The organism is Nonomuraea basaltis (genome assembly GCF_005893125.1).
Taxonomy (GTDB): domain Bacteria; phylum Actinomycetota; class Actinomycetes; order Streptosporangiales; family Streptosporangiaceae; genus Nonomuraea; species Nonomuraea basaltis.
Genome location: NZ_VCJS01000292.1, coordinates 1 through 13324, shown reverse-complemented (window position 1 = coordinate 13324; position 13324 = coordinate 1). Strand labels below are relative to the sequence as shown.

At 72.7% G+C, this 13324-nt stretch carries 9 protein-coding genes; 3 read left to right on the top strand and 6 right to left on the bottom strand.

What is annotated here, in order from left to right:
* From EJK15_RS61360 to EJK15_RS76875, 3 genes are all read right to left on the bottom strand, one after another.
* On the bottom strand, positions 1-1042 hold a 1042-nt coding region (locus EJK15_RS61360), incomplete at its 3' end, for a LacI family DNA-binding transcriptional regulator (RefSeq protein WP_138719582.1).
* Positions 1043-1171: 129 nt separating this feature from the next.
* Positions 1172-2710, bottom strand: coding sequence for a GH39 family glycosyl hydrolase (locus EJK15_RS61355; RefSeq protein WP_138719581.1), 1539 nt, complete (start codon positions 2708-2710; stop codon positions 1172-1174).
* Positions 2710-2832, bottom strand: a complete 123-nt coding sequence (locus EJK15_RS76875; protein ID WP_276615566.1) for a hypothetical protein — start codon at positions 2830-2832, stop codon at positions 2710-2712. The genes EJK15_RS61355 and EJK15_RS76875 overlap by 1 nt, the downstream gene beginning before the upstream one ends.
* Before the next feature lie 299 nt (positions 2833-3131).
* Between EJK15_RS76875 and EJK15_RS61350 the strand changes: the two genes are divergently transcribed.
* Complete coding sequence (locus EJK15_RS61350; protein WP_138719580.1) at positions 3132-4601, top strand: glycoside hydrolase family 43 protein; 1470 nt, start codon at positions 3132-3134, stop codon at positions 4599-4601.
* A gap of 84 nt (positions 4602-4685) precedes the next feature.
* On the opposite strand, the gene EJK15_RS61345 is transcribed toward EJK15_RS61350, so the two are convergent.
* Together EJK15_RS61345 and EJK15_RS61340 are read right to left on the bottom strand one after the other, a co-directional pair.
* Positions 4686-9233: a caspase, EACC1-associated type gene (locus EJK15_RS61345; protein ID WP_138719579.1), complete on the bottom strand. Its 4548-nt coding sequence runs from the start codon at positions 9231-9233 to the stop codon at positions 4686-4688.
* A 106-nt stretch (positions 9234-9339) separates the two neighbouring features.
* Complete coding sequence (locus EJK15_RS61340) at positions 9340-10590, bottom strand: C39 family peptidase (RefSeq protein ID WP_171075258.1); 1251 nt, start codon at positions 10588-10590, stop codon at positions 9340-9342.
* Positions 10591-10795: 205 nt separating this feature from the next.
* Here EJK15_RS61340 and EJK15_RS61335 point away from each other — a divergent pair, with 205 nt between their 5' ends.
* Positions 10796-11479: an adenylate kinase family protein gene (locus EJK15_RS61335; protein ID WP_138719578.1), complete on the top strand. Its 684-nt coding sequence runs from the start codon at positions 10796-10798 to the stop codon at positions 11477-11479.
* 13 nt (positions 11480-11492) lie between these two features.
* Here EJK15_RS61335 and EJK15_RS72085 read toward each other — a convergent pair whose 3' ends face one another.
* Positions 11493-12098 (bottom strand): class I SAM-dependent methyltransferase, encoded by a 606-nt coding sequence (locus EJK15_RS72085; protein WP_171075257.1) that lies wholly within the window; start codon positions 12096-12098, stop codon positions 11493-11495.
* Between the two features lie 205 nt (positions 12099-12303).
* Here EJK15_RS72085 and EJK15_RS61325 point away from each other — a divergent pair, with 205 nt between their 5' ends.
* Entirely contained in the window at positions 12304-13320 is a 1017-nt protein-coding gene (locus tag EJK15_RS61325) for a DUF7507 domain-containing protein (protein WP_138719576.1), read from the top strand.
* Positions 13321-13324: the final 4 nt, after the last annotated feature.

Here is a 13324-nt window from a genome sequence, read left to right as displayed (position 1 = left end):
GGGCGGGTGGGCGGACGGAGTCGCGGACGACGATGTGGGTGCCGAGGACCACGTGCTGGCGTTCCTGGCGGTTGAGGGCGAGCCGGACCGCGGTCCGGCCCAGTTCTTCCGTCGGGATGTGCACGGTGGTCAGGCCCGGGGACAGGTCGGCGGCGAACGGGATGTCGTCGTAGCCCGCCAGCGACACGTCCTCCGGCACCCTGAGCCCCGCGTCGCGCAGCGCGGCCAGCACGCCGATGGCCACCATGTCGGTGCCGGCGAAGACGGCGGTGAACTGGGCGCCCAGCGCGATCAGGCGGCGGGTGGCGTCGTAGCCGTCGGAGCGGTCGAACATGGCCGGGACGACCAGGGTGGGATCGTACGGGACGCCGAACGACTCGTGCGCGCGTACGAACCCGCGTTGCCGATCGACCTTGGTGGTGCTGAGGTCCTCCGGAGCGGGGGCGCCCACCAGGGCGATGTGCCGGTGCCCCTGCGACAGCAGGTGGCTGGTCATGGCGTAGGCGCCGCCCTCGTTGTCGTACTCCACCACCGTGGTCGGCACGTCGTCGCCCAGCGGCGGCCGCCCGCACAGCACGAGCCTGGAGCCCGCCTTGTCCAGGGCGTGCGCGAAGTGCGACATGCGCTCGCGGTAGGTGTCGTCCAGTGAGCCGCCGCCGACGAGGATGACCGCGTCGGCCCGCTGCTCGCGCATGGCCTCGACGACGGCCAGCTCGCGGGCCGGATCACCGTGGGTGGTGCACACCATGCACAGCCGTCCCTCGGCGGTGGCCTGCTGCTCGACGCCCTTGGCGACGTGCGCGAAGGAGGGCCCGGTGACGTCGTCGAGCACGAACGCCACCATCTTCGTGCTGGCCCCCGACAGGGCGCGGGCGTGCACGTTGAGGACGTAGTCGAGCTCGCGCATGGCGCGCAGCACCCGCGTCCTGGTGGCCTGGGCGACCGGATAGTCGCCTTTGATCACGCGGGAGACCGTGGTGGCGGACACCCCGGCCCGCGCGGCCACGTCGCGGATGGTGACGCGATCGTCCTCCGTGCCCATATCTCTAGGGCTTACTTTTCGTGGCAAGGTCGGCCCTTCACGGTCTTCGACAGGCTGAGCATGGGAGATCCACCACCTCACCGCAGTCTAGGGCGAGCGAGATCCGGTCGGCATCTTGAGGCAGGCCGCTCATCGCTCCTCCACCAGCACCACGCTCCACGGTTGGATGGGCCGCGCCAGTCGCAGCACGCCGTCGGCGGAGGCGTGGACGACCTCGCGCAGCGGCGCCACGGCCCGTAGTTCGGCGGCGTCCTCTCTGGACAGCGGCTCGGGACGTCCCATCTTCGCCCACGTGGCCAGGGGGTTGCCGTGCTCGGTGTCGAGCGTCTCGACGGTGAACACGGCCCCCGCGGGCAGGCCCGTCAGCTCCAGGACGAGCGGCTCGGGGCGGCCCAGCGCGAGCGTCCGCTCGGCGGTCTCGCGCCCGGGTGCGGAGAGCGGCACGGACGAGGGCATCTCTGGCGGATAGTGGCAGGCGAGGGCCACCAGCCGGTCGCCGCGGCGGGTGACGGCCGCGCCGGGCGTCCGGGCGAGCAGCGTGTCGCCGAGACAGTTGAGGAAGCGGTAGGTGTGGAAGGCCGGCTTCGGGATCCCCTGGTAGTTGATCAGGCCGAAGCCGCCGTGGAAGCTGGTGTCGCCCGCGCCGCTCTCCTCGAAGACGTCGGTGAACGTCCGGTAGGCGAGCGAGTCGGCCAGCCCGATGGACTCCAGGACCGAGCGGACGATGAACGTCGCCGCCTGTAGGTGGTCGTGGGTGTGGTCGCGGGGCGAGGGGGTGGAGCTCCACTCGGTGAGGTGGATCTCGGCCTCGGGGTAGGGGCTCGCCTCGACGATCGCGTTCAGCGTACGCAGGTCGGTGGCGGTCGCGGAGGCGCCCCGGGTGTAGGTGGCGCCCTGGCCGTGGCCGTCGAGCGCCCGGTCCGTGGGGAAGGGGTGGCAGGAGACGAAGTCGACCGGCAGGCCCTCGCGGTGGCAGTAGTCCAGGAACTCCTCCACCCACACCGGCCGCCACTCCAGCGCGTCGAGGTCGGCTGCCCCGGTCACGGCGGCGTGCCGCGAGTTGTCCTCCAACTCGCCGGCGAACCGCCCGTCCGGCACGAAGTTGCTGGTCGCCGGGCCGCCCACGCGCAGCAGCGGATCGACTTCCTTCACCGCCAGAGCGGTGACCTTGTACAGCTCGAAGTACTCGCTCCGGGTGCCGCGGAAGAACGGGTAGAGGTTGGGCTCGTTCCACACCTCGAAGTACCACTGCCGGACCTCGCCGACGCCGTAGCGGGCCACGCAGTTGCGGATCAGGCGGCGTACCAGATCGGCCCAGGCGGCGAGATCGGTCGGCGGCGAGCCGTGCGCGCCCCACCAGAACGTGGTGGCCCGCTCCCGCGCCAGCTCCCCGGGGGAGAAGCCCAGCTCGACGAACGGCCTGATCCCGGCGTCCAGCAGCCGGTCGAACAGCTCGTTGACGTACTGGAACGTCCTGGTCACGAACATGTCGTCGTGGAACAGCCCGTGGAAACGGACGTAGCGGAAGCCGCACTCCCGTACGGCCATGCGCAGATGCTCCTGCCAGGCGGCGCGCAGCCCCTCGTTGGCACGTCCGGCGCCCACGCACTCATTCCAGTACGGGACCAGCGGCGTGCCGTGGTCGCGGGCGCCGGCGCGCAGCTCCATCAGGCCGCCCTGTCCAGCTCGTCGGGGGTCACCTGGGGGGCGAGGGGGAAGCCGGCGGCCAGCCGCTCCAGCCGCCGCATGAGCGGGGCGGGGAAGAGCATCGCGAGGTGTTCCGCTCGCATGGCGAACAACACCTTCGGGCGGTGTAGCACAGGAAGGAGCCTCCGTCTGGGCGCATCGTAGAAACCGGTGTCTAAGGTAGAAGCATGGTGGGCTGAGGTCAACGGTGATGCGGCGAAACACGTATCGGCAGTATGACGGCGTGTCTGTGCCTTGTCTGTAACGTATGCGTAACGCGTCCTTGTGGTCTTCGTCTCTCGGTCGTAGCGTTCGCAGCGACCGGTTTCTGTACCTGGAGGCAGAAATGAGACGGACGGCCAATAAAGTGGCCGCGCCCCCGGTGCCGCCTCATGGAGATCCGATGATCCGCAACCCTGTCCTGCCCGGCTTTCACCCTGACCCGTCCGTCCTGCGGGTCGGCGACGACTACTACCTGGCCACCTCGACGTTCGAGTGGTACCCAGGCGTGCGCGTCCACCACTCGCGCGACCTGGTGAATTGGCGGCCCCTCGGCGGCATCCTGACCGACCGCCGGCTGCTCGACCTGTCCGGCGTGCCCGACTCGGGCGGCGTGTGGGCGCCCGACCTCACGTACGCGAACGGGCTGTTCCACCTGCTCTACGGCGTGATGGACACCTACGCCCACGGCTACAAGGACATCGCGAACTACCTCGTCACCGCGCCCGCCATCGAGGGCCCGTGGTCCGATCCGGTGCGGCTGCCGGGGCGTGGGTTCGACGCCTCGCTGTTCCACGACGACGACGGCGCCACGTACCTGCTGAACATGGTCTTCGACTCCCGCCCCGGGCACGGGTTCGCGGGCATCGAGCTCCAGCGGCTCGGCGGCGGCAAGCCGCGGCTCATCCTGGAGAACCGGAACGTGACCGAGGGGCCGCACGTCTACAAGATCGGCGGCTGGTACTACCTGATGGTGGCCGAGGGCGGCACCGGCTACGAGCACTGCGTCTCCGTGCTCAGATCCCGTTCGCTGGAGGGGCCGTACGAGCCCGACCCGGCCGGGCCGATGCTCACCGCCCGCCACGATCCGGGCCTGGAGCTGCAGAAGGCCGGGCATGGCTGCCTGGTCCAGACCCAGGACGGCAACTGGTACGTCACGCACCTGGCCGCCCGCCCCTACACCCCGCGCGGCCGCTGCGTGCTGGGCAGGGAGACCGCGATCCAGCGTGTCGACTGGGTGGACGGCTGGCCGCGGGTGGCCGGGGGAGTCCCCGCCGTCGAGGTGCCGATGCCCGCCCTGCCGCCGCACTCGTGGCCGCCCGTCGAAGGCGACTGGAGCACCCTGCGCCGCCCGGCCTCGCCGGACTGGGTGAGCTTCGACGGCGACCGGATCACGATCACAGGCGGGCAGTCCCCGTACGGGCTGCGCGCCCCCAGCCTCGTCGCCCGCCGGGTCACCAGCGCCAGGTGCACGTTCGAGACGACCGTCGCCTTCGAGCCGGACAGCGTCCACCAGTCCGCCGGGATCACCGCCTACTACAACTCGCGCAACTGGTACCACCTCGCACTGACCGGCGACGGCCTGGTCCTGACCGGCAGCGATCGCGGCGCGCGTACGGTCCACTTCACCGGGGGGCCGGCGAGCCGGCTCGGCGTCGAGTTCGACGGCCCCGTCCTGCGCTTCTCCTACGACGGCCGGCCCGTCCCCGTGGAGCTGGACGCCACGATCCTGTCCGACGAGAACGCCGACGAGATCATCGACGGCCAGATCCGGTCCTTCGGCTTCACCGGCGCGTTCGTCGGCCTGTGGGTGCAGGACATGGCGGGCGAGGGCGGCCGCGCCACCTTTGACAACACGAAGTACCTGGAATAACCGCCTGAGCAGTACATATGAGAAGTACGCGATGGCTCGCCGGGGCTCGGAGGCCGCGGTGGCCGCGTTCAACGGGCATCGCCGTCAGTTCTGGGCCGTGCAGGGGAGGGCGTAGGGGCGGCCGGGGACGTGCTGCGCCCACTCCTCCCGGGTGATCGACATCCCGGACGATTCGCAGACGTTCGCGCCCGCCTGCTCCACGTCCAGCCCCCACAGCTGGGCGGCCGTGCCGGACGTGCCCGCCAGGACGGTGCCGTCCGGGCCGAACTCGACGTCGTTCACCGCGCTCGGCCCCGCGAACACCGCCCACAGCGACGGCCGGGCGCGGTCGGCGACGTTCCACACCCGGATCGTCCGGTCCTTGGACGCGGTGGCGAGCGTGCGGCCGTCCGCGCTGAAGGCGACGCCGGCCACGTCCGCGACGTGCCCCTGCAGGATCGACAGCCGCTTGGGCTGCTCAGGGCGGGTGACGTCCCACAGCCGCGCCGTACCGTCGGAGGCCGCCGTCGCCAGCGTCCTGCCGTCACCGCTGAACCGCAGGTCGAGCACGCTGCCCGGGTGCGCGGCGAAGTCGGCCAGCAGGCGCGGCTTGGCCGGCGTGGACACGTCCCACAGCCGTACGGACGCGGTGCCCGAGCCGGTCGCGACGACCCGGCCGTCCGGCCGGAACGCGGCCACCTCGAGCCGGTCGTCGACGACGCCCTGCGTCGCGACCCGCTTGGGACCGGCCGGCGCGGACACGTCCCACAGCACCGTCTTGCCGTCCTGCCCGGTCGTCACCAGCGTCTTCCCGTCCGGGCTGTACGCCACCGACCGGAGCCCGCTCGTGTGCCCCTGGATCGTCGCCACGGCCTTCGGATTGGCCGGCCTCGACACGTCCCACAGCCGGACCGACCGGTCGAGCGACGCCGAGGCCACGTAGCGGCCGTCCGGGCTGAACGCCACCGCCACCACCGCCTCGGTGTGCCCGCGCAGCGTGGACACCGGAGCGGCCGACGCGGGATCGGAGACGTCCCAGATCTTGACGGTCTCGTCGTCGGAGACGCTGGCGAGCGTACGGCCGTCCTTGGCGATCGCGAGGTCATTGACCAGCGAGGTGTGCCTGGCCAGCCGGGCGCGGGCGGCGACGCGGGCGGGGTCGGCGACGTTCCACACGCGGGCGGCGCCGTCGGCGGACGAGGTGGCGAGGTTCTGGCCGTTCGGGCTGAACGCCACCCCCGTCACCGCGCCCGCGAAGCCGTTGAGTGTGGCCGCCGGCTGCGGGCTTCGCGGGTTCGAGACGTCCCACAGGCCGACGGTCTTGTCGGCGGAGGCGCTGGCCAGGACGTTGCCGTCGGCGCTGAAGGCGACGTCGCCGACCGGCGAGGTGTGCCCGGCCGCAGTGCCGGCGAGCTTGGCGGCGGTGATGTTCCAGAGGTGCAGCGTGCCGGTGCTGGAGGCGGTGGCGAGGTTCCGGCCGTTCGGGCCGAAGGCCACGCTCGTGACCCCGCCGCCGTCCGGCGGTGTCAGCGCCGCCAGGTTGCCGGGCTTCGCGGGGGTGAGCACGTCCAGGAGGGCGACGCCGGCGGACGAGGTGACCGCGATCATGCGCCCGTCGGGGCTGAAGGCCACCTCCGTGGGTTCGGTGGCCTGCTTCAGCACGGAGACCGGCTTGGGCTTGGCGGGGTCGGCGATGTTCCACAGGCGTACCGACTTGTCGGCGCCCGCCGTGGCCAGGAGATCGCCCTTGGGGTTGAACGCCACCGAGACCACCGGCTCCTCGTGGCCGGTGACCGTGGCCAGGGCGCGCGGCCGGGCGGTGTCGGAGACCTCCCACAGGCGGGCGGTCTCGTCCGCGGAGCCGGTCACGAGGACCTTGCCGTTCGCGCTGAACGCCGCCGCCGTCAGGCCCCTCGTGTGGCCCTTCACGATGCCCGCGCTCTTGGGGCGGAGCGGGTCGGCGACGTTCCACAGCCGCGCCGTGTAGTCGCTCGAGGCGGTGGCGATCACGCGCCCGTCGGGACGGTACGCCACCCGCTCGACGGGGGCGGTGTGGCCGAGCATGCGCGCCGGCAGCGGGCGCGACAGCGTGCCGAGCAGCGCCCCGCGGGCCTCGGGGGTGGGGGAGAGGCGGTAGGCGCTCAGTGCCAGCTGGGCCGCGAGCGAGGTGTCGGGGAGGCTGTTCGCGGCAGCGGCGATCTGGCGGGACAGGGCCTGGTCACGCTGGCCGGTCGCCTGGGTGGCCCGCGTGCTCGCCTGGCCGCTCTGCCGCAGGACCACCACGCCGCCGCCCACGGCGACGAGGAGGAGCGCCGTGAGCCCGGCGATGACCGTGCGGCCGATCAGCGTCCGCCGCTCGCGCCGGCGCACCGACGCGGTGAGAAAGGCCCGCTCGACGGGCGTGAGCGGGCCGCCCGCCGCCGCTTGGGCACCCGGCGCCGTTGTCGCGCGGGCGCCGGCCGCTGCCTGGCCGCCCGGCTTCGCCTGGGGGCCGGGCGGCGCTTGGACCGCGGCGGCCATGGCCTGGGCGGCGGCGAGGCGGCTGTCCACGTACAGGTATGCCGGGTCCTGGCCCTCGTGCTGCCACGTCGCCGCGTCCTCGGCCAGGCGGCGGCGGACGAGCAGGCCGGCGCGTTCGGCGTCGGTCCAGCCGCCGAGCCGGGGCCAGGCGCGGATCAGCGCCTCGTGCGCCAGCTCCGCCTCGCCCCCGGCCACCGTGACCAGCCGCGACCGGGCCAGCTCCGCCAGGACCTGCCCGCCGACGGACGGCGCGTCGGGAGCCAGCTCGGCCAGCGGGACCCGCCGCGAGATGCCGCCGAGCTGCTCGTCCACCCGTACCAGCCGCAGCAGCAGGTCGCGCGCCACCGGCTCGAACTCCTTGCCGAGCCCGCGCAGCGTGTCCTCCGCGCTCATCGCCAGCGCACCCGTGACGCCGCCGGCCGACCGGTAGCCCGCCATGGTCAGCACGCCGCCGGACCGCCGCTGCCACGTGGCCAGCAGCGCGTGCGAGAGCAGGGGGAGCGGGCCGCCCGACCGCTCCAGCGCCGCCTCGTTCGCCCGCAGGTCCTCCAGGACCAGGTCGGCGAGCCCGGGCTCCAGGCTGAGGCCGGACCGGGTGGCCGGCTCCTCCATCACCGCGCGCAGCTCGGCCTCGGTCATCGGCGCGACGACCTCGGGCCGCCGCGTCGTCTCCAGCAGCCCCGGGTACGCCGCGCAGCGCCCGAAGAACTCGGCGCGTACCGCGATCACCACGGCCGCCCCGCAGGACAGCTCCGCGAGCGCCTCGACGAAGCGGCGCCGCGCCGCGGCGTCGGGACAGGCGGTGAACACCTCCTCGAACTGGTCCACCACCACCAGCAGCCGCCCGGGAAGCCCGCGCCGCACCCCGCCGGGATCCGACTCGATGATCGCGCGCAGCCGCGCCGGGTCGCCGCCGCCGAGCGCGGCCAGCTCGCGGGCCAGCGTACCCAGCGGATCCGCGCCGGGCGCCAGCACGACGCACGACAGCTCCTCGTCCTGCCGGAGGGCCGGGATCAGCCCGGCCCGCAGCACCGACGACTTGCCACAGCCCGACGGGCCGGTGACGATGAGCGGGCCGCCGGTCTCGAACGCGTGCGAGCCGATGACGACGTTCGGGCCGCCGGTCTCGAGCGCCTGCGAGCCGGTGACGACGGGCGGGCCGCCCGCTCTGAGCGCCTGCCGCACCCTGCCGGCCAGCGATCTGGTGAGCTCCTCGCGCCCGAGGAACAGCTCCGCGTGCTCCGGCCCGTACGCGGCCAGGCCGCGATAGGGGCTGGACAGGTCGCCGGGCGACGCCATCGGCGGGCCCGAGCGGTTGCGCGTCCCCTCGTGGGCGGGGTTGGCGGCGAGCGGCGGCCGGTCGCCCACGTCGGTGACCTGCCGCCGCGGCTGGGGGAACCCGGCGTCGGGCAGCGTACGGGTCAGGCGGTGGTAGAGGTGGTCCAGCGTGAACGCGGCCGGTCCGTCCGCGGCGCCCTCGTTCAGCAGCCTGAGCAGCGCCCCGCTGAGCGCCGTGTGCCGGACGCCGGGCAGCGCCCACGCGTTCTCGTCCCGGCTCGACGACGCCAGCACGTACGCGCTGCGCTCCATGCCCTCGAAGACCTGATCAACGGCTTTGGCGGGCACCGGCCGCCCGGCGCCGGTGAAGCAGCAGTCCAGCACCACGACGGCCAGCTCGGCCGGCGACGACGACAGGATTTCCCGCACCACGGAGTAGGGCAGCGCCTGGTAGCCGGGCACCCCCTGGCCGAGGTCCACCGTGGCGCGCGTGGCCAGATGCAGCTCGCCGTCCGGGCCGAACAGGCCGTGCCCGACGTAGTAGAACACCAGGACCGACGTGGCCTCCCGCGCCGCCCGGTCCAGCGCCTCGCCCAGATTGGCCGGGGTCGCCGGGTCCGGCAGCACGGTCAGGCCGGCCGGAGCCAGCCCCGCCCGCTCGACCAGGCACTGGCCGACGTCGCTGAGAGTGGTCGGGACGGCCGGGACCTGCGGCAGCCGCGACGCCGGGCGATGCGCGCCCGTGCCCGCCACCACGACGCGGGCGCCCTCCGACGCCAGCAGCAGGGGCGGACCGTTCCTTCGGGGCCACACCACCCGGGTTCTCTCGAGGGTCGCAGATTCGTCCTCGGTCATCCGGCGCTCCCCGGCGTGGTCGGCCACTGTTGTCGGGCTTGTCAGGGTACGGAAGTCTCCGCGTCGCGTCGAGGGGTCCGTCCGCCGCCGGACTACATGAGCGTGTTCACCAGTTGCCAGGCAGGCCCGGCGTGGTGGCGGGCAGCGCGTGGCCCGGCGGGTGGATGACGTACGCGACGCCGCCGCTGCTGGAGCTGCGCAGCCAGACGTTCTCGAAGTCGGCGCGCGGATAGACGTGCCGCACGGCGTCGTTGCCGGCCGACGCCGGATCGTTGGCGATCACGTCGCCGGTCGCGGTGAAGCCGATGATCACCATGAGGTGGCCGTTCGTGCCGTACCCGGCGCCGGGCAGCTCGCCCTTCTTGAAGGACTGCGAGGTGATGACCGGGACGCCCGCCTTGATCAGCAGCTCCAGTTCGGTCAGCGAGCGCAGCCGGGTGACGAACCCGTCCATGCCGTACCGGCCCGCGTAGGCGGTGTTGAACGGCCAGTTGCCGGCGCCCTGGTAGGCGTGGTCATAGGTGTAGCGGGCGGCGTAGTCGACCTCCGGGTTCGGGTCGGACGGATCGACCCAAGCGGTGTCCTGCGCGCTCGGCCACCTGTCCCAGTAGCCCAGCACCATCGTGGTCGAGGTCGGGCTGCACCACGCCTCGCCGCCGCCGTCCCATTCGGGGTAGTGGCCCTGGTGGATGTTCTGGGAGCGGCGCGGCACGTCGAGCTCCGTCCCCCAGGCGCCGCCGCCCGGGCTGACCGGCACGGTCTTGCGCTCGGGCACGTTGGAGACCATGGCGCCGGACGTACGAACCCGCGGCGTCACCGCCGAGCCCGGCGTCCGGTAGAGGGTCAGGCGCAGCTGGTAGGCGCTGATCTGCTTGCCCGCCGCCGCGACCAGCGTGTCCACGGCCACGGTGGCGTCCGCGTCCCCCTGCCCCGGCACCGACGTGCGGCGGATGTCGCCCTCGGCGTAGGACCAGCGGCCGAGCGAATACCACTTCGTCAGCCCCTCGGTGTTCCTGGCGCGCGCCTCGACCTGCAGCCAGCTGCCCGGCGGCAGGTCCGCGGTCCAGGAGGCGATCAGCTCGGTCGCGGGGAAGCCGATGGCCCGCTCGGGGCCCGTCCAGCGGGCATACTCCCAGGTCTTGGTGCCCAGCGCGTCGGTGTAGGAGGTGGTGCCGGCGGCCGAGCCGAACGACAGTCCGTCGCCGGCCGTCGTGCCCTCGGACGTGCCGGTCGAGAAGTCGGCCCGCTGGAAGACGACGTCCGGCGTGGCAGCCGCCGGTTTCGCCGCCGCCCCCGCGGGCGGGGCGAGGGTCGTGATCAGGAGCAGGGACGACAGGACCACGGTCAGCGCGCGCATGTACCCACCTTGTCGGACGGCGCTCGATGGGGCCGAGGGTAGGCACAGCGGGCATGGGGAGTCATCGGGAAATCTACGTATCGTCTTTCCGCGGGCCGGCGGGCCCTGATCGTGGCCCGCCACGCCATGCGGCTTCTCACGTACAGAGGGCAGATGGGAGGGTGGCGGTGCTCGAAGAATGACATGACCGCGAAAGTGATGACATATGCGGAAATACGTGATCATGGGCGTGCAGGGGAGCGGCAAGGGCACGCAGAGCCAGTTGCTCGCCAACGACCTGGATCTGGTGCACATCAGCGTCGGAGACATCTTCCGCTGGCACGTCAAGAACCACACCAAGCTGGGCGCCCAGGTCCGCCGCGTGGTCGCGGCGGGGGAGCTGGTGGGAGACGACCTGGTGGAGGACGTCGTCAGGGACCGGTTGCAGCTGCACGACTGGAACTACGGGTTCGTCATCGACGGCTTTCCCCGCAACCGGCGGCAGGCGGAGTTCTTCCTGGAGAGCTATGACATCGACGGCGTGATCCACCTCGACCTGCCCGACGACGAGGTGCGGCGGCGCGTCCTGGCCCGGCGGCTGTGCTCGCGGTGCGGCATGGACTACAACCTGATCGCCCACCGGCCGGAGCTCGAAGGGCGGTGCGACGTGTGCGGCGGTGAACTCGTCACCCGGGAGGACGACACCCCGGACGTGCTGGCCCGGCGGCTGCGCGACTACCACGGCAAGATCGACCCGGTGATCGAGCTTTTCCGGCGCAAGGAATATGTGATGACGGTCGACGCCCGGGCCGACAAAATCACGGTCCAGCAGACCATTCGCGCCCGCTTCGATCTCCCGCCGTACAGCCCGGCGCGCGCCGTCGACGCGGTCGAGGTGCCCGGCCGGTGACGCCCGCCCGTGGTCAGGAGGTGCTCGATGCTGTCGGAGCCCCTTCGCCCTTGACGCACCTCAGGACCAGGAACACCGGGAACCTGGCGGCGTCCGCCCGCTTCGCCGCCCATTCCGGGGGCGGCTCGGGCTCGGCCATCTCGTCCACCCAGAGGCCGTGGCGGCGGAGCGTGTTGAGGTAGGTCGACAGCGTGCGATGGTTGGCCCCGATCTGGCGGCGCAGTGACGAGAGCTCGCCGTCGGCCCGCCACCAGCCCTCCGTGTGGTAGCGGGCGTCTCCGGGCCACGACCCGGAGACGCCCAGGCCGCCGGGGAAACACGGATGCAGGATGGAGCACGCGAACACGCCTCCGGGCCGGAGGGCACGGGCGACTCCGGCCACCGCGCCTTCGAGGTCGTCGATGTCGGAAAGGCCGAAGCTGCAGACCACGACGTCGAAGGCACCGGGAACGCCGGGCATGTCGGGAGTGTCGAGGGGACTGGCGCCGGTTTCGCCGGCCTCGGTGTCGAGCACGCCGGGGGCCGCCACGTCGGCGTGAAGGTAGCGGACGCCCAGCGGGTTTTCGCGTTCGGCGGCGCGGGCCTTCTCGATCAGCGCGGCCGATGCGACACCTGGCATGGTCCCGACACTACGCACCCGAGAGCGCCGTGCTGGGCGTTGTTCGTCGAGCGCGGAATGCCGCAGGTGCGGGGGCCGGGTCCCTTGGCAAAGACTCGCCCATGACTGTGCATGGTTCAGGTGTGATCGCCCGTGCGCGCAGGCCGGGGGATAGGAGGATCGCCCCGGGTCGAGCAGGTACGGCACGTTCACGTAGGGGGCCGAAATGGGCATGTCCGGGATCGCGGCGGTCGTCGTGCTCGCGGCGCTGGGCAGCGGCGGCTGGAGCAACCACCCCATGGCCGCGGCCGACCAGCCGGCCGGGCAACCCTTGGCCGGGGCCAACGCGTCGCCCGGCCAGCCCGTCGCCACCGCCCCCGAGCCGGCCGACCCCTCCACGGCCGCGGTCCCCGTACCTGACGGCAGGCCTGAGCTCCGGATCGCCAGCACCGTCTCTCCCGATCCGATGATCATCGGCGGGGAGTCCGTCTACGCGGTGACCGTGACGAACACGGGCGACCAGGACGCCGAGGAGGTGACGATCACCGATATCCTCGGCCCCGGCACGGCCCCCGGCCGCCTCCCCAGCGGCTGCTTCCGCACCGACGAAACCATCACCTGCGGCGGAGCGAAGCTGATGATCCACGCGGGGCAGAGCGTGACCTACGAGATCCCGGTCAGGGTCGACCCGTCGCTCCCCGCCGGCACGAACATCACCAACCGCGCCCAGGTCTCCGCCCCGCGCGCGACGGGCGACGCGACGCAGCTGATCAGCCAGATCCGGACGACGGCCGACGTGGAGATCGTCATGACGGGCCCGCCCACGGTGACCGCCGGCGACGACATCACGTACAGGCTGACGGTCACCAACCGCGGCCCCTCCCCGGCGATGGACGTCACCGTCCGGGACGCCACCGACGGCGACCGCACCACGATCACCAGCCGCCCGGCCGAGTGCCCCGGCGGTGGCCCGGCCGTCACCTGCCCGCTCGGCACGCTGGCCCCGCATGCGAGCAGGACGCTCACCTTCACCGTCACCCCGGACGCCACCGGCCCGATCCGCAACTGCGCCACCGTCCACACCGGCGGCGGCGAGGAGAAGACCGCGAACAACCGCTCCTGTACGTCCACCGCCGTCAAGCCCGTCCGGGCCCCGGCCCCCACCCGCACGTACGCCATGGACCCGGCCGAGTCCGCGATCACCGCTCCCCCCCCAACGCCCCTGTCTCTTATACACCTCTGACGCT

Coding starts and splice junctions, on each gene's coding strand:
- EJK15_RS61355 (WP_138719581.1), bottom strand. CDS start 2,710: ATGGAGCTGCGCGCCGGCGCCCGCGACCACGGCACGCCGCTGGTCCCG.
- EJK15_RS76875 (WP_276615566.1), bottom strand. CDS start 2,832: ATGCGAGCGGAACACCTCGCGATGCTCTTCCCCGCCCCGCTCATGCGG.
- EJK15_RS61350 (WP_138719580.1), top strand. CDS start 3,132: ATGATCCGCAACCCTGTCCTGCCCGGCTTTCACCCTGACCCGTCCGTC.
- EJK15_RS61345 (WP_138719579.1), bottom strand. CDS start 9,233: ATGACCGAGGACGAATCTGCGACCCTCGAGAGAACCCGGGTGGTGTGG.
- EJK15_RS61340 (WP_171075258.1), bottom strand. CDS start 10,590: ATGCGCGCGCTGACCGTGGTCCTGTCGTCCCTGCTCCTGATCACGACC.
- EJK15_RS61335 (WP_138719578.1), top strand. CDS start 10,796: ATGCGGAAATACGTGATCATGGGCGTGCAGGGGAGCGGCAAGGGCACG.
- EJK15_RS72085 (WP_171075257.1), bottom strand. CDS start 12,098: ATGCCAGGTGTCGCATCGGCCGCGCTGATCGAGAAGGCCCGCGCCGCC.
- EJK15_RS61325 (WP_138719576.1), top strand. CDS start 12,304: ATGGGCATGTCCGGGATCGCGGCGGTCGTCGTGCTCGCGGCGCTGGGC.